The following is a 17,092-nucleotide window of genomic DNA, read 5'->3' as shown; positions in this document are numbered from 1 at the left end:
AGCAAAAATCCACACAAGTTGTTCTTTAGTTATGCTTTTAAATAGTCTCAATCACTGTCGTCCAGTCATCGATATATAGGGTATTACTAACGCTATCTGCCTTTTCCGTCTCCGGTTAAGCTATCTAGCGAGCCGACTATCTTATCATAATGATTTGAATTGTCAAGACTTTTTATAATTTGTTTCGCCAGGTTAACCGCGTTATTAATGTGTAATTGACACATCTCTCACTGCCAGTTCGTCTGATGAGGGCGTATTATAGACCCTTTATTGATTTAGTCAAGAAGTATTTTTAATTAGTTTGAAATAACTTAATCGCTTAAGCTTTCTCACCACTTCCCTTTCGACTGGGAAGCATTATACGCGGGTTTGAGGCTGGGTCAAGGCTAATTGACCCTTTTTTATAATTATTTTGCCAAATAAAATGAGAACCTATTGATCAGGAAATTATTATTAAAATGCCGACAAAGAAAAGCCCCCTAACGGTTAAATTAGGGGGCTAATCAGGAATAAGGAGCTGACGATGACCTACTCTCACATGGGCGAACCACACTACCATTGGCGCAACGATGTTTCACTTCTGAGTTCGGGAAGGGATCAGGTGGTGCCATCGCGCTATTGTCGTCAGCAAAGGGGGTTAGATATGAGTCTGTTTGTGTGACTTTTGATAAGTACCACGTAACCTAACTGAATCAAGGTTAACGGTGATATCGAAATGTTTCTGTCTGTTTCTATAGCCTGGGCTATACAAGATAGATTAATTAGACTTGATACAAACCACTTGGGTGTTGTATGGTCAAGCCAAACGAGCAATTAGTACAGGTTAGCTACACACATCACTGTGCTTCCACACCCTGCCTATCAACGTCCTAGTCTTGAACGGCTCTTTAGGGAAATCTAATCTTGAGGTGGGCTTCCCGCTTAGATGCTTTCAGCGGTTATCCCATCCGAACGTAGCTACCGGGCAATGCCATTGGCATGACAACCCGAACACCAGTGGTTCGTCCACTCTGGTCCTCTCGTACTAGGAGCAGATCCTCTCAAATTTCCAACGCCCACGGTAGATAGGGACCGAACTGTCTCACGACGTTCTAAACCCAGCTCGCGTACCTCTTTAAATGGCGAACAGCCATACCCTTAGGACCTGCTTCAGCCCTAGGATGAGATGAGCCGACATCGAGGTGCCAAACACCGCCGTCGATATGAACTCTTGGGCGGTATCAGCCTGTTATCCCCAGAGTACCTTTTATCCGTTGAGCGATGGCCCTTCCATACAGAACCACCGGATCACTAAGACCTACTTTCGTACCTGCTCGACTTGTGGGTCTCGCAGTTAAGCGCGCTTTTGCCTTTATACTCTTCGACCGATTTCCGACCGGTCTGAGCGCACCTTCGTACTCCTCCGTTACTCTTTAGGAGGAGACCGCCCCAGTCAAACTACCCACCATACATTGTCCTCGGTATTGTGATACCTGAGTTAGAACCCCAACATGACCAGGGTGGTATTTCAAGGATGGCTCCACCAAGACTGGCGTCTCGGTTTCAAAGCCTCCCACCTATCCTGCACAAGTCAGGTCAAAGTTCAATGTAAAGCTGTAGTAAAGGTTCACGGGGTCTTTCCGTCTAGCCGCGGGTACACAGCATCTTCACTGCGATTTCGATTTCACTGAGTCTCTGCTGGAGACAGCGCTGCCATCATTATGTCATTCGTGCAGGTCGGAACTTACCCGACAAGGAATTTCGCTACCTTAGGACCGTTATAGTTACGGCCGCCGTTTACTGGGGCTTCGATCAAGACCTTCGCTTACGCTAAGCCCATCAATTAACCTTCCAGCACCGGGCAGACATCACACCCTATACGTCCACTTTCGTGTTTGCAGAGTGCTGTGTTTTTAATAAACAGTTGCAGCAGCCTGGTATCTGCGACTGCCAGCAGCTCAAGGAGCAAGTCCTATCACCACCAACAGCGTACCTTCTCCCGAAGTTACGGTACCATTTTGCCTAGTTCCTTCAGCAGAGTTCTCTCAAGCGCCTTGGTATTCTCTACCTGATCACCTGTGTCGGTTTAGGGTACGATTCGTTTATAACTATTGCTTAGAAGCTTTTCCGAAGCATGGTATTTGCCACTTCGCTGTACATGTACAGCTTGCTATCAGATCTCGGTATAGAATAGCCCGGATTTACCTAAGCTATAAACCTACATCCTTTCACCTGGACAACCAACGCCAGGCTGACATAACCTTCTCCGTCCCTCCATCGCATTATAAACAAGTATCGGAATATTAACCGATTTCCCATCGACTACGCCTTTCGGCCTCGCCTTAGGGGTCGACTCACCCAGCCCCGATTAACGTTGGACTGGAACCCTTGATCTTCCGGCGTGGATGCTTTTCACACCCATTATCGTTACTCACGTCAGCATTCGCTCTTGTGATACCTCCAGCATGCTTTACAACACACCTTCACAGGCTTACACAACGCTCCCCTACCACTTGAAAACAAATTCAAATCCGCAGCTTCGGCTCCTAGTTTGAGCCCCGTTACATCTTCCGCGCGGGCCGACTCGACTAGTGAGCTATTACGCTTTCTTTAAAGGATGGCTGCTTCTAAGCCAACCTCCTAGCTGTCTATGCCTTCCCACCTCGTTTCCCACTTAACTAGGAATTTGGGGCCTTAGCTGGCGGTCTGGGTTGTTTCCTCTCCACGATGGACGTTAGCACCCACCGTGTGTCTCCCGGATATCACTCATCGGTATTCGGAGTTTGCATCGGTTTGGTAAGTCGGTATGACCCCTAGCCGAAACAGTGCTCTACCCCAATGGTGTTCGTCCGAGGCGCTACCTAAATAGCTTTCGGGGAGAACCAGCTATCACCGAGTTTGATTAGCCTTTCACCCCTATCCACAAGTCATCCCCTGGCTTTTCAACGACAGTGGGTTCGGTCCTCCGGTGCCTGTTACGGCACTTTCAACCTGCTCATGGATAGATCACTCGGTTTCGGGTCTATACCCTGCAACTAGTCGCCCTATTAAGACTCGGTTTCCCTACGGCTCCCCTAAACGGTTAACCTTGCTACAGAATATAAGTCGCTGACCCATTATACAAAAGGTACGCGGTCACCCAACAAGTGGGCTCCCACTGCTTGTACGCACACGGTTTCAGGTTCTATTTCACTCCCCTCACAGGGGTTCTTTTCGCCTTTCCCTCACGGTACTGGTTCACTATCGGTCAGTCAGGAGTATTTAGCCTTGGAGGATGGTCCCCCCATCTTCAAACAGGATTTCTCGTGCCCCGCTCTACTTAATATGTTAACGCTAATGTTTCGAATACAGGACTATCACCTACTATGGTCAGCTTTCCCACGCTGTTCTTCTACATTAGCATTAATCGGCTTCTCCCCGTTCGCTCGCCGCTACTAGGGGAATCTCAATTGATGTCTTTTCCTAAGGGTACTGAGATGTTTCACTTCCCCTCGTTCGCTTCCTAATAAATTAGGATACCTACCTTATGGTAAGTGGGTTTCCCCATTCAGAAATCTCCGGATCACAGGATATTGCCGCCTCCCCGAAGCTTATCGCAGGCTGTCACGTCTTTCATCGCCTCTGACTGCCAAGGCATCCACCATGTGCGCTTCATTACTTGACCATACAACCCCAAGTAGTCTTTCGACTTCTATGTGTCATACAATCTAATTATGATAACGATATCACCTATGTTTATACGCTTGATTCAGTTCTCTTTACTTTTTTAATAACTCACCCCTGGGATAACAAACAATGTCGTTAAGAGGTGAGTTATTAAGGTTAAGATGGGCGCGTGAATACGCTCATCCTAACCCAGACTCATATCTATGTTTTTAAATAGTTCCTATGCTCTCGTCGAGTCATAGTTTTCTGTATAAAACAGAAAGAAGTAATCGTGTGCAAATCACTTGTTTCTATTTGATACCTATTTTATTTAGCACGCTAAGCTTAGCTGTATGTAGTGGTGGAGCCAAACGGAGTCGAACCGTTGACCTCCTGCGTGCAAGGCAGGCGCTCTACCAACTGAGCTATGGCCCCTGAGCGAGGATACAATCGAAGCACTGCTTCGATCCGAGCGCAAGAGGAAATCCCTTAAAGCGGATTTACTTAGGGCTCTTTCACCTACATTAATAATGGTGGGTCTAAGTGGACTCGAACCACTGACCCCCGCGTTATCAACACGGTGCTCTAACCAGCTGAGCTACAGACCCTAATACGTCCTAAAACGTAAGCTTAAACTAAAGAACAACTTGTTGTGAATTCTTGCTGAGCGAATGCTGTCTATAAGGAGGTGATCCAGCCGCAGGTTCCCCTACGGCTACCTTGTTACGACTTCACCCCAGTCATCAACCACACCGTGGTGATCGCCCTCACTAAGTTAGGCTAACCACTTCTGGTGCAATCAACTCCCATGGTGTGACGGGCGGTGTGTACAAGGCCAGAACGTATTCACCGCGGCATTCTGATCCGCGATTACTAGCGATTCCTACTTCATGGAGTCGAGTTGCAGACTCCAATCTGGACTACGATAGGCTTTTTGAGATTCGCATCACATCGCTGTGTAGCTGCCCTCTGTACCTACCATTGTAGCACGTGTGTAGCCCTGGTCGTAAGGGCCATGATGACTTGACGTCGTCCCCGCCTTCCTCCAGTTTGTCACTGGCAGTATCCTTAGAGTTCCCACCCGAAGTGCTGGTAACTAAGGACAAGGGTTGCGCTCGTTGCGGGACTTAACCCAACATCTCACGACACGAGCTGACGACAGCCATGCAGCACCTGTATCACAATTCCCGAAGGCACTCTCGTATCTCTACAAGATTCTGTGTATGTCAAGACCAGGTAAGGTTCTTCGCGTTGCATCGAATTAAACCACATGCTCCACCGCTTGTGCGGGCCCCGTCAATTCATTTGAGTTTTAACCTTGCGGCCGTACTCCCGAGGCGGTCTACTTATTGCGTTAGCTGCGTCACTAAGTCCTCAAGGGACCCAACGACTAGTAGACATCGTTTACGGCGTGGACTACCAGGGTATCTAATCCTGTTTGCTACCCACGCTTTCGAGCCTCAGTGTCAGTATGATGCCAGGAAGCTGCCTTCGCCATCGGTATTCCTTCAGATCTCTACGCATTTCACCGCTACACCTGAAATTCTACTTCCTCTCACCTACTCTAGCCTAACAGTTTCAGATGCAGTTCCCGTGTTAAGCCCGGGATTTCACATCTGACTTATCAAGCCACCTACGCTCGCTTTACGCCCAGTAATTCCGATTAACGCTTGCACCCTCTGTATTACCGCGGCTGCTGGCACAGAGTTAGCCGGTGCTTATTCTGCAGCTAATGTCATCGTCCCCGGGTATTAACCGAAGAGTCTTCTTCACTGCTTAAAGTGCTTTACAACCAAAAGGCCTTCTTCACACACGCGGCATGGCTGGATCAGGGTTCCCCCCATTGTCCAATATTCCCCACTGCTGCCTCCCGTAGGAGTCCGGGCCGTGTCTCAGTCCCGGTGTGGCTGATCATCCTCTCAGACCAGCTACAGATCGTCGCCATGGTAGGCCTTTACCCCACCATCTAGCTAATCCGACTTAGGCTCATCTAATAGCGCAAGGTCTAATGATCCCCTGCTTTCTCCCGTAGGACGTATGCGGTATTAATTCGAGTTTCCCCGAGCTATCCCCCACTACTAGGTAGATTCCTAAGTATTACTCACCCGTCCGCCGCTCGACGCCTGATAGCAAGCTATCATCGTTTCCGCTCGACTTGCATGTGTTAAGCCTGCCGCCAGCGTTCAATCTGAGCCATGATCAAACTCTTCAGTTTAATCTATCTGAAGCCTTTACCTATAAATAGGAAGACGACTTCTAATCTTGGCTCATTTAATCTGGCAAAATCGCTCGTAATTATGTTCGTAATGAATTAACTTTGAGTTTTTCTGCTGTCTTAAATGATAATTTTTATAGTTGGTGTTCTACCAAAAAGATAGTCGATCAACTTTATTTTTTAGCATTCTGAATCAGCAAAAATCCACACAAGTTGTTCTTTAGTTATGCTTTTAAATAGTCTCAATCACTGTCGTCCAGTCATCGATATATAGGGTATTACTAACGCTATCTGCCTTTTCCGTCTCCGGTTAAGCTATCTAGCGAGCCGACTATCTTATCATAATGATTTGAATTGTCAAGACTTTTTATAATTTGTTTCGCCAGGTTAACCGCGTTATTAATGTGTAATTGACACATCTCTCACTGCCAGTTCGTCTGATGAGGGCGTATTATAGAGGGTTTAATTTTTGTGTCAACCTGTTTTGTTGATGTTTTTGGAATTATTTTAGTGGAATATAAAATGGTAGTTTTTTCAATGGGTTGGAGTTGGTTATTTTTGATGCACTAGAGATGAGTAGATATGTGCCCTTGATTATGTTTTATCCTAGTAAAAATATTTAGTTCCAGTAGATAGATGCGTTTTACCACCTTTTAGCTTCATTCTATATTGGAACAGTCCTCTCTATAGTTATACTTTACAACTTACCCATCCTCTCAAAAAACGCCTTATATGCAGCGACTTTCTTATCCAACGATAAGGGATAGGCGCGTGAGGTCGATGGTAATCTATATAAGGTTAAGTTATTGACATCCATTTTTTTCTTATCTGCATCCTGCCATTGATAAGGGTAATCCATACTTTGATTGGTTTTTGGATGTTTTGATTTGGCAATTGACTCATCTAATAACCCAAGTAGGACTTCGGTCGCCTTGCCTCCTGTCGTGAACAATGTCGCTACCTTTGGCACTTGCGGCAAAATAACATCTAGATCAACTGGCGTGACGACTGTTAGATTTTTATCCGAAGCATTACCCGTCTCACGAATGGCTTGCTTGACCGTTGGGCAAGAAGCGATGCCACGCTCGAACATAAAATTGCGTATGCGCTCAGGGTCAAAGCGCTTCTCATCGCCGACTCTAAAATAGTCGGCGTCATCAAAAAACACTCGGCCATAGATACGCCACATATCATTATAAAAATTGGGATAATGAAAGTTCATTGCCCATTTATCGCTAGTCGGCGGAAACGTACCCATCATCATGATAGTCGCATTTGGTGGTAAAACAGGCGCAAAAGGATGATTTTCAATTTCTCCTGATGAACTCTCGGTTGCTACTATCTCGTTATTAGCCTTGTTATTAGCGTCTTCTTGGGTGTTTGATGGTGTTATAGTCATGATATTCTTCATCAGAAAAGCGGTTTTTTTGGTATCATAGCAAGCCTAGATACTACTGCACTTATGATAATTTCATACAGTCAAACTTAGTCGATTCAAATAGTGTGACAATATGAAAATAATATAGTCGCTTAGCCTGAGCGGTTTAGGCTTGGCTGCCAATTGTGAGTGTCTAACTGATCACTTTTGGTGACATTACACTCTTATACAAGTAGCACGTTTATTTGATTTGCATGGTCATTGAGGTTTTTATTTTACTATCAATGAGACCAAACAGAGTTAAAGTGGGGTAAGTGTTTGTATCTTTTTATATTAATAGCAACCGCAATGACTGCGCACGCATCAGACAAAAAACCAAGAGAATACTTATGAGTGATTTAAACAACGATTTAAACATTACGGTCATTGATCATCCATTGGTCCGTCATAAACTCAGCCTCATGCGCGAAAAAGACTGTAGTACTTATAAATTTCGTACATTGACCAAAGAGCTTGCACGCTTGATGGCTTATGAAGCAAGCCGTGATTTTGAAATTGAGACCTTCCCAATGCAAGGCTGGTGTGGCGAAATCACGGGTGAGCAAATCATTGGTAAGACAGCGACTATCGTGCCGATTTTGCGTGCGGGTATTGGCATGCTTGATGGGGTGCTCGATCTAATTCCTACTGCTAAGATTTCTGTGGTCGGTTTGCAGCGTGATGAAGAAACGCTGCAGCCAGTACCATTCTTTGAAAAATTTGTCAGTCACATGGACAAGCGTCCTGCGCTAATCATTGATCCAATGCTAGCTACGGGTGGCTCAATGGTTGCGACCATCGAGATGCTAAAGAAAAATGGCTGTACTAATATCAAAGCATTGGTATTGGTGGCTGCACCTGAAGGCGTACGTTTGGTAAACGAAGCACATCCTGACGTAACTATCTATACCGCTGCGTTAGACAGCCATTTGGATGAGCACGGTTACATCATCCCAGGTCTAGGCGATGCGGGCGATAAAATCTTTGGTAAGCAGTTATCAAATAGATAAGTCTCATTAGGGTAAATAAAGCCGTCATCAAGGTTATGGCAACAGCAGACAACATCAATAATAAGGATAGATCATGAACGTATTGATTACAGGAGCGAGCGCGGGTTTTGGCAAAGCGTTGGCAGAGCGTTTGGTGGCTAATGGTCATCGCGTGATTGGTTGCGCTAGACGTATCGATAAGCTGAATGCTTTAGCAGAGATTTTAGGTGAGAACTTTTTACCTGTGGTGATGGATGTGAGTGATACGGATTCTATTCCGCAAATCGTTGCTGACTTGCCTGATGACTTTAAACACATTGATGTCTTGGTTAATAATGCAGGATTGGCGCTGGGTACAGAGCCTGCTCACAAAGCCAGTCTCGATGATTGGATGCAAATGGTCGATACCAATGTTAAAGGTCTAATGTCATTGACTCATGCAGTCTTGCCAGCGATGGTCGAGCGCGATAGCGGATATATCATCAATGTCGGCTCGATTGCTGGTAGCTGGCCATACTTTGGTGGCAATGTGTACGGCGCAACTAAAGCGTTTGTCAAACAGTTCAGCTTAAATTTACGTGCTGACCTTGTCGGTACGCAGGTGCGTGTGACCAATATCGAACCGGGCGTAGTCGCGGGTACTGAGTTTTCAAACGTGCGCTACCATGGTGATGACGATAAAGCAGCTAAAGTCTACGATGGCTTTAAGACCATGACAGGTGAAGATATCGGCGATATATTACTGTGGTTGATTGAGTCGCCTGCGCATATCAATGTCAATCGTTTGGAAGTGATGCCAGTCGCGCAAACCTATAACGGTCTAACGGTGGCTAAAAAAGACCGTTAAAAGCGCATCTATTTAACAATCAACGTAACTCGTAAGACCGAAGCAATATAGATGACTCTATATTGCTTTTTTTTATGTCCTCAATTGTTACCTCATTTACCAAGCGTAAGTCCTGAAAGTCCATAATCAATACTTCATTACGCAGGCGCTCGCTAGTGCGCTTATTATGACGTATGGGAAACCCTAATACTTGCTTACCGACGATGGTGATTTGATTAACGATTACCTTTGAATGAGAAACCTGATGAGTTGCCATTTTTTGTGCGTTAATGATTGCCGTGGCTGGATTGACGGTGGTGGTGAGTAGCTTTGTTTGTCGTACCACTTTTGGCATCTCTCCTGCAAAAAATAATACCTGACCTAATGGCATATATTGCGCATGGCGGGTCAGCTCTTGACGAAACAAAGCGGGCATTTCTACATTAAAACTGTCTTCTGTTTGTTGATAAAACGCGGTAAAGTTGCGATGCAAATACCGTCCGAATACTGTGGTATTGATCCATTCTTGATAAATATCGTTCGCCAGTAGTCGTTTGGTAAAAGTATTGGCATCTATCGTGACCTCATTATCCAACATCGACAATAAAAGCGCTTGTGGACTGGTAAATGTCTGCTGCTCCCAGACCTGTGGATACAAGCTACTATCCAATGACGACAATATCGATTTGCTCATACCCTTCTACCCTTATCAGTTATCGCTACTGCTTTTACCGTTAGCTAAATTCTATGCTATGGTCAGATGACTGCTTCAATATAACAGTCTTTTATTCGCGGTATGAATACGTTTGTAAAAATACATCTTGACCACTCAACCAAGATGGCTTGATAACCAAAAGTGATGTCATTCTATGAAAAACCTCCTTTTTTCTCTACCCGCATCATATCGATTACGAACAATCGATATAAAGACAGCTGATGGTACGGCGCTACCCATATCTGTCATTGGGAATGGTAAACCCATCATGATGATGCATGCTTATGGCATGGATGCGCGTGAGTTTTTACCTTTTATACTGCCACTGATTGGTAAATATGAATTTTACTTGCCACATTTTCGAGGTTTTGGTGCGGCAAAAAATATTGAGTTGACGCAGTTTGATTTCGTGCATCAGTATGCTGAGGATATTGATACAGTGATTGAGCACATCTGCCTGAGTCGTCACGTAGAGTCATTACCCATTGCCGCGATTTCGATGGGTGCGCTTGTGATGTGGTCATATTTTGAACGTTTTGGTACAGCCAGAGTCAGTCGCTATCTAAATATTGATCAAAGCCCTGTGATTCACAATCAACCAGATTGGCAAGGCGGATTGTTTGGGGATCGGCAAAAAGAGAGGTTTGCCGTGTTTCAAGAAATTGTCGATAGGACACTGCCGTACGCGCACGTTGAACACTTTACGCACTTGCCGTTTTCTCTCAAGCGCCGCGTGACCGATGTTGAAAGATTGTTTTCTTTACTGTCTGTCAGCCGTCCACGCTCAAAAGCTGTCGTACAAGCACTTACTCATCAAAACGATCATAAGCTGGCATTTTATAATCACCAAACATGGCAACACAAAATGCGCTGCCTGCAGGCGTATCTCGCCATACCTTATGATTTTCGGGCAGGTATAGAAAACGTCACCATCCCAGTGGTCAGTCTCATTGGTGGTCAATCAAAACTCTATGATCCCAATTGGCAGCAAGAAATCACACGTATGCTACCCAATGCTCGTGACGTCATCCTACCGCGCTCAGGACATGCCGTCCCTATGGATGAGCCGATTGGTTTTCATAAGGTGTTAAAGAAGTTTTGTGAGAATGATTTACGAGTCGCAACCAAAAAGCGACTTAGTAAAGTCGCTTTTTTAGGAGATGCTGCCAAGTTCATGAGTTAATCCACTAGGGGTTTTATCAGCTCAAATCTAGGCACTTCTGTGCCATCACGCATCACAGTTTCAGCAAACATCGACAGCGGTCGTACCCATACGCCGTACTCACCATAAAGACAACGATAAACGACTAAAGCTTCTTCGGTTTCGGAATGATGCGCGGTATGCAATACTTGGTAAAGATTGCCTTTATAGTGTCGGTAAATGCCTTGGGCTACCGAATTTTGATTTTTTTGAGACATAAACCACTCATTTATATTGATAATTAAAAGATGCTTTGTACTTTTGCTGCAAGCTTGGGTTTTATACCCGCCCATTCAGAATAGACCATACTATACATCACGGTATCTGAAATAACGCCGTCACGGCGTACTCGATTGCCACGAATCACACCATCCTTTTTGGCACCTAAGCGCTCGATGGCTTGTTGTGAGCGATGATTATCGACATCTGTACGCCAGCCTACGGTTTGATATTGTAGCGTTTCAAATATATAAGTGAGCAGTATGAGCTTACAGGTTGTGTTGACATGCGTGCGCCAGTAAGATTTGGCATACCAAGTATAGCCAATCTCTAATCTTTTGGTAGTCGGCAAAATGTCATGGAAGCTGGTTGAGCCAATCGCTTTACCAGTACGCTCATCAATGACGGCAAAAGCTTGCCTATCCGTCATTGAATCTGCAACATTAATATAATCCATGACCTTGTCTGGCTCAGGTATAGACGTCTCGTTTATCTGCCACAGCGCACCATCTTGGCAAGCCTCAATCAAGTCAGTAGCATGAGCGTGCGTTAATGGCTCAAGGATAATGCCATTACCCGATAAGGTAACCTGTTCTAGCATTTATCTCTCCTCAAGCCATTATTGATATGGGCAAGCGCTTAAGCAACCGTCACTTTTGCATAAGCCTTTTTACCAGCTTGAATCACAACTGTTTGACCTGAGGTTAAGCTAAAGCCAGCATTGACCACCTCACCATCGACTTTGACTGCATTACGCTTGATCATGTCTTTTGCCGCTGCACTATTTTTTGCTAAACCTGCTTGGTTTAATATCTGTGTGATAAACAAGGCCTCTTGACCCTCTTCAAGCGTCAATGTCACTTCTGGCAAATCAACGGGCAACTCACCATCTGCTAGGACATTGCCCGCTGATTTATGCGCGTTGGCAGCGGCATCCGCATCATGGAAACGCTCAATCAATTCTTCGGCTAGGATACGTTTGATTTCTTGTGGATTACGACCAGCTTCCATTTCCGCCATCAAGCCTTCGATTTCGTCCATTGGCTTAAAGCTCAAAAACTCAAAATAGCGTTGGATTAAGGTATCTGGCATCGACAGAATTTTTTGGTACATGGTGCCTGGTGCATCATAGATAGCAACATAGTTGCCGAGCGACTTAGACATTTTATTGACACCGTCCAAACCTTCTAAGATCGGCACCGTAATACACACTTGCGGCTCTTGACCATAACGGCCTTGCAACGTACGACCCATCAATAAGTTAAAGGTCTGATCTGTACCACCTAGCTCAACATCCGCTTTTAGGGCGATAGAATCATAGCCTTGTACCAATGGGTAGAGAAACTCATGAATTGAGATAGGTGTTTGCGATGCGTAACGTTTCGAGAAGTCATCGCGCTCAAGCATACGCGAGACCGTCTGCTGGCTCGCAAGCTGAATCATATCAGCGGCGCTCATGTCACTGAACCACTCAGAGTTGAAGACCACGCGGGTTTTTTCTTTGTCCAAGATTTTGAATACTTGCTCAGCGTAGGTCGTAGCATTGGCTTTGATTTGCTCATCAGTCAATGGCGGACGCGTGCTATTTTTACCAGAAGGGTCACCAATTTTAGCGGTGTAGTCACCGATTAGAAAATAAATCTCATGACCCAAATCTTGAAAATGCTTGAGTTTATTGATCAGTACCGTATGACCTAAATGCAAATCAGGCGCGGTAGGATCAAAGCCTGCCTTGATACGTAGCGGACGGTTGAGCTTTAGCTTAGCCACTAAGTCGTCTTCAGATAATATCTCTTGCGTACCGCGCTGAATTAGGGCCAGTTGTTCTTCTAGGGTGTAGGTTTGATCGGTCATGATGCTCTCTATATATCGCTTGAATTGGGATTTTTAGGAATATTGGTTACTGGCGCAACCCCTTATGACGTTTAGAAGCTCAAAGGGTTAGAAAAAATGCTAGAATTTGACGGATATACTAGCGTTTTTTAAGGTAAATTGCCATGACCAACCCCGCATCCATTGCTGACACTGAACACAATGCTATCGCCGACTTACTTATGAATAATGGTTTGGGTAATGGCTCAGACGATATTGATGATTTGACCGATGATAATTCGAACTATGCCACACTGACCGACGCGCTTGAGCAAACGGTGTTTGAAAGCTTCGATGATGGTTTATATATCGGCATGATGTCAGGCACCAGTTTGGACGGGATGGATGCGGTTATTTGTCAGTTTAATCATGACATGGGCGATAAAGAAACTACCAACAAAGAAAGCATCAGTGATGAAGGCAGCAGCCAACCACCAATGCAGCTGCTGGCGACGTATAGTCAAGATTTTCCACCACGATTGCGTGAGGTCCTACTGGCATTATGTCAGCCCAATGGTGTGAATCAACTCGTACCAGAGGCCGATGAGCCAACTAGCGAGCTTGACTGGTTTGGTTGGGCAAGCCGCGAATATGCGGAATTTGCCAGCGAAGTAGTCAATACCTTATTACAGCAAGCAGATATCGATGCTGAATCAGTACTGGCGATTGGCTGTCATGGGCAAACGGTACGCCATCGTCCGCAGATGGGTTTTAGCTTGCAATTGGTCGATGCCAATATCATCGCTGAGCGTACTGGTATTAGCGTTGTCAGTGATTTTCGCCGCCGTGACATGGCAGTTGGTGGTCAAGGTGCGCCTTTGGTACCTGCCTTCCACCAAGCACTGTTTGGCACATCCGATAATACACGCGTGATATTAAATTTGGGTGGTATTGCTAATATAACCGTCTTGCCTGCTGATGGAAAAGATCAGGTTGTTGGCTACGATACGGGACCTGCAAACTTACTATTGGATGCGTGGACAGCATTGCATAATGATAATAGCTATGATGCGAGCGGTGCTTGGGCGCAGTCTGGGAAAATTATCGAGCCACTACTCGAGCAGCTGTTGGCACATCCGTTCTTTACTCAGCCTCATCCAAAAAGCACGGGGCGCGAAGTTTTCAACTTAGCTTGGCTACAAGATGAGCTACAAACATTCGATCAGGCTTCTGTCTATACCCGCTACTCATCTGCAGATGTACAAGCCACTTTGACTGAGCTAACTGCCATCAGTGCAAGCGCGCAGATCAATAATTTTATAACTACTGATAAAAATAGCTCGGTGTCTGTCTGCGGTGGCGGTGCTTTGAACGATTATCTGATGACGCGTCTGCAAGCCCATCTACCCCACTCTACGGTAATGACCACAGATCATTTAGGGCTGGCACCAACATGGGTAGAGTCAGTCGCTTTTGCTTGGTTAGCCAGACAAACATTGATGGGTGAAACTGGTAATCTACCCGCTGTAACTGGTGCCAATAAAGGTGTGGTATTGGGGCAAGTTTGCTTTGCCTGACCAGTTAGATTTTAGTTTACATACGTGCACCAATGTGTTTTATAATAACTTTAAAAACGCCATCCTCTTAGGACCCGTAAGTATAGGACATATCGCATGAGCCAACACAGCACTTCACCTATCGACCAAGCCACCAATGATGACACAAATAATATGACCGCAGCTCCTTTATACAAATCGCGTCAAAAACCGCCTCATTATGAGCGCTCTGATGATACGCGTGTGGTGGTGACTGGTATGGGTGCCATCACCCCGCTTGGTCTAGACGTGGATAGCTCATGGACCAAATTGCTCAATGGCGACAGCGGTATCTCACCGATCACCCATTTTGATGCGACTGGCTACCGCGCACAAATCGCAGGTGTGATCAAAGATTTCGATGCCAAGCAGTACATGAGCGCCAAAGATGCGCGCCGCTATGATGAGTTTATACATTACGGGATTGCAGCGTCTTCTATGGCATTGAAGAATGCTGGGTTTATCGATGAAGTCAGCGCTGCTGATGCGCCAGTACAAGAGGTTGACCAAGATCGCTTTGGTATTATCTTGGGTTCAGGTATTGGTGGTATCCAAACCATCGAAAACAGCCGAGATACCCTACGTGAAAAAGGCGCCGCCAAAGTATCACCTTTCATTATCCCAGGATCTATTGTCAATATGGCAGCAGGATTGGTCGCGATCAAACACACACTAAAAGGCCCAAATCTTGCCACATCAACCGCTTGTACCACTGCCACTCATGCTATGGGTTTGGCAGCGCGCTTGATTGCTTATGGTGATGCTGATGTCATGTTGGCTGGCGGTAGTGAAAAAGGCTCAAGCCCGCTTGGTATAGCGGGTTTTAGTGCCATGCATGCCCTCTCCACGCGTAACGATGAGCCAACCAAAGCATCACGTCCGTTTGATAAAGGCCGTGACGGTTTTGTACTGGGTGATGGTGCTGGCATGGTCGTCTTAGAAAGCCTTGCTCACGCCAAAGCGCGCGGTGCCACCATACTGGCAGAGCTGGTCGGGTTTGGCATGAGCGATGACGCGAGCCATATTACCGCACCACCAGAAGATGGTAGCGGCGCTGCAAAAGCCATGCGTAATGCCCTCAATGATGCTGGGATTGAACCCGCAAGCGTCGGTTATGTCAATGCGCACGGTACCAGTACCCCTGCAGGTGATGTCGCTGAATCAATTGCTATCGAAACCGTGTTTTCACCAGTGAAAAACAGTATTTTGGTGAGCTCAACCAAATCTATGACAGGACACCTGCTTGGTGCAGCGGGCGGCGTGGAAGCCATATTTACGGTGCTTGCCCTACAGCATCAGCACGTACCACCGACGATTAACCTAGAAGAGGTTGAGGACAACTGCAATCTCGACTATGTGGCCAACCAATCACGTAAGGTCGATAACCTGCAATATGCTGTATCCAACAGCTTCGGCTTTGGCGGTACCAATGGATCTTTGATATTTGCACGCTGGCCTGTCAATCAATAACTCGTAGCCAAAAGCCTATCATGCGATACGATACCGCTTTATCGTATGCTCACTTTGTCGCTTCGCTACTTTGCCACGTTGTAACGTTGGTGTCAGTTTGGCTACGTTTGTCCACTTGCAGCCCCTTATCGTACTTGCGTATGATAAGGGGTAATTTTTGGAACATTTATGGAAGATACCATGTCAAGCTACTCATTTTCCCATCAGTTTTATCAGCATTGGACGTGTGCACCTGAGACCGTACGCGCAGCCATTACCCAAGAGCTAAAAGACATCACGACCCTACTACAAGCAGAGACTGTATTTGAGAGCTTTGAGTTCAATACACATGATTTAGATGCGTATGTGGATGAGCTGTATAACAACTATAATGCCGAGCAAGCCATTGCCAAAGCGATCATAGACAAACAAGAACAAGAACGCGCGGCGGCTGAAAAGCAGCAGTTGGAAGAAGCCCAGAAGAAAGAGGCCGAAGAGACGGCGCGCAAAGCAGAAGCAGCTCAAAAAGAACAAGAAAAAAATGAGGAGCTGGCTGCAAATAAAACCCATAATAAAAAAGACAATCTAACCGAACAAGAGGCTGTAGACGATGCGGTGGATCACCTAAAAACTGAGAAGGTCAGCACGGGCGCAGCAAGTGGTGAGAATAACAACAGCACTGACAGTCAGACGATTAGCAAACAGGCTGCTACCCTGAGTGATAAACCCATCAAAAATATACCAGACAACGCCAATACCACGATCAACTTGGTACTAGAAGACAGTGAGCTGGATGCGACGGATCAGACACTGATTCGTGAGCTTGAAAACCAAATCGACGACTACTTGAGTGAGCAAATGATGCTCATGTCTGAAAACCTAAAATCTTGGCTACGTGCCGAGATGACACAGCATTTCAGTGAGCAAAATACGTCAGCTACCACTGAAAACGCGCCTAAGAAAAATATTCACTAATGGCAACAATTTCTATTTTCTAAAAAGCCTTGCAGCACAAACATTAAAAAGCCCC

General features: G+C 45.7%; 11 protein-coding genes, 2 tRNA genes and 3 rRNA genes. 6 read left to right on the top strand and 10 right to left on the bottom strand.

Annotation, left to right across the window (positions count from 1 at the left end; translation table 11 throughout):
• Nucleotides 1-515 precede the first annotated feature (515 nt).
• The 6 genes from rrf to GYK50_RS01375 all read right to left on the bottom strand — a co-directional run bounded on the left by rrf (nucleotide 516) and on the right by GYK50_RS01375 (nucleotide 7,238).
• Nucleotides 516-629 (bottom strand): 5S ribosomal RNA (gene rrf / locus GYK50_RS01400).
• Between the two features lie 163 nt (nucleotides 630-792).
• Nucleotides 793-3,643, bottom strand: a 23S ribosomal RNA gene (locus GYK50_RS01395).
• 340 nt (nucleotides 3,644-3,983) lie between these two features.
• Nucleotides 3,984-4,059: transfer RNA gene (locus tag GYK50_RS01390), tRNA-Ala, on the bottom strand.
• A gap of 96 nt (nucleotides 4,060-4,155) precedes the next feature.
• A tRNA-Ile gene (locus tag GYK50_RS01385) sits at nucleotides 4,156-4,232 on the bottom strand.
• A gap of 73 nt (nucleotides 4,233-4,305) precedes the next feature.
• Nucleotides 4,306-5,839 (bottom strand): 16S ribosomal RNA (locus tag GYK50_RS01380).
• The 16S, 23S and 5S rRNA genes sit together here with 2 tRNA genes alongside, the layout of an rRNA operon.
• Nucleotides 5,840-6,536: 697 nt before the next feature.
• Entirely contained in the window at nucleotides 6,537-7,238 is a 702-nt protein-coding gene (locus GYK50_RS01375; RefSeq protein WP_340050119.1) for a DNA glycosylase, read from the bottom strand.
• Between the two features lie 368 nt (nucleotides 7,239-7,606).
• Here GYK50_RS01375 and upp point away from each other — a divergent pair, with 368 nt between their 5' ends.
• Together upp and GYK50_RS01365 are read left to right on the top strand one after the other, a co-directional pair.
• Nucleotides 7,607-8,266: a uracil phosphoribosyltransferase gene (gene upp / locus GYK50_RS01370; RefSeq protein WP_058023728.1), complete on the top strand. Its 660-nt coding sequence runs from the start codon at nucleotides 7,607-7,609 to the stop codon at nucleotides 8,264-8,266.
• Nucleotides 8,267-8,339: 73 nt separating this feature from the next.
• Entirely contained in the window at nucleotides 8,340-9,092 is a 753-nt protein-coding gene (locus GYK50_RS01365) for an SDR family NAD(P)-dependent oxidoreductase (RefSeq protein WP_186474926.1), read from the top strand.
• 19 nt (nucleotides 9,093-9,111) lie between these two features.
• On the opposite strand, the gene GYK50_RS01360 is transcribed toward GYK50_RS01365, so the two are convergent.
• Nucleotides 9,112-9,765, bottom strand: a complete 654-nt coding sequence (locus GYK50_RS01360; RefSeq protein ID WP_186474927.1) for a hypothetical protein — start codon at nucleotides 9,763-9,765, stop codon at nucleotides 9,112-9,114.
• A 175-nt stretch (nucleotides 9,766-9,940) separates the two neighbouring features.
• On the opposite strand from GYK50_RS01360, the gene GYK50_RS01355 reads away from it, so the two are divergent.
• Nucleotides 9,941-10,969, top strand: coding sequence for an alpha/beta fold hydrolase (locus GYK50_RS01355; RefSeq protein ID WP_186474928.1), 1,029 nt, complete (start codon nucleotides 9,941-9,943; stop codon nucleotides 10,967-10,969).
• Here the strand turns inward: GYK50_RS01355 and GYK50_RS01350 are convergent.
• The 3 genes from GYK50_RS01350 to tyrS are packed head-to-tail and all read right to left on the bottom strand — an operon-like array spanning nucleotide 10,966 to nucleotide 13,060.
• Nucleotides 10,966-11,205, bottom strand: a complete 240-nt coding sequence (locus GYK50_RS01350) for a DUF1653 domain-containing protein (protein WP_186474929.1) — start codon at nucleotides 11,203-11,205, stop codon at nucleotides 10,966-10,968. The genes GYK50_RS01355 and GYK50_RS01350 overlap by 4 nt on opposite strands.
• 23 nt (nucleotides 11,206-11,228) lie before the next feature.
• The gene (locus GYK50_RS01345) at nucleotides 11,229-11,807 is read right to left on the bottom strand and encodes a GNAT family N-acetyltransferase (protein WP_186474930.1); all 579 of its coding nucleotides are present in this window, start codon (nucleotides 11,805-11,807) and stop codon (nucleotides 11,229-11,231) included.
• Between the two features lie 38 nt (nucleotides 11,808-11,845).
• A complete protein-coding gene (gene tyrS, locus GYK50_RS01340) occupies nucleotides 11,846-13,060 on the bottom strand; it encodes a tyrosine--tRNA ligase (protein ID WP_186474931.1) in 1,215 nt (404 codons plus the stop codon).
• 143 nt (nucleotides 13,061-13,203) lie between these two features.
• On the opposite strand from tyrS, the gene GYK50_RS01335 reads away from it, so the two are divergent.
• The 3 genes from GYK50_RS01335 (at nucleotide 13,204) to GYK50_RS01325 (ending at nucleotide 17,037) form a co-directional block, all read left to right on the top strand.
• Nucleotides 13,204-14,595, top strand: coding sequence for an anhydro-N-acetylmuramic acid kinase (locus tag GYK50_RS01335; RefSeq protein ID WP_212564104.1), 1,392 nt, complete (start codon nucleotides 13,204-13,206; stop codon nucleotides 14,593-14,595).
• 153 nt (nucleotides 14,596-14,748) lie between these two features.
• Nucleotides 14,749-16,083 (top strand): beta-ketoacyl-ACP synthase II, encoded by a 1,335-nt coding sequence (gene fabF / locus GYK50_RS01330; RefSeq protein ID WP_212564478.1) that lies wholly within the window; start codon nucleotides 14,749-14,751, stop codon nucleotides 16,081-16,083.
• Nucleotides 16,084-16,251: 168 nt separating this feature from the next.
• Nucleotides 16,252-17,037, top strand: coding sequence for a hypothetical protein (locus GYK50_RS01325; RefSeq protein WP_212564103.1), 786 nt, complete (start codon nucleotides 16,252-16,254; stop codon nucleotides 17,035-17,037).
• Nucleotides 17,038-17,092 lie beyond the last annotated feature (55 nt).

It is taken from the genome of Psychrobacter pacificensis (assembly GCF_018336615.1).
Taxonomy (GTDB): Bacteria; Pseudomonadota; Gammaproteobacteria; order Pseudomonadales; family Moraxellaceae; genus Psychrobacter; species Psychrobacter pacificensis.
Note: the sequence above shows the minus strand (reverse complement) of the source record. Positions and strands in the feature narration are given on the sequence as shown.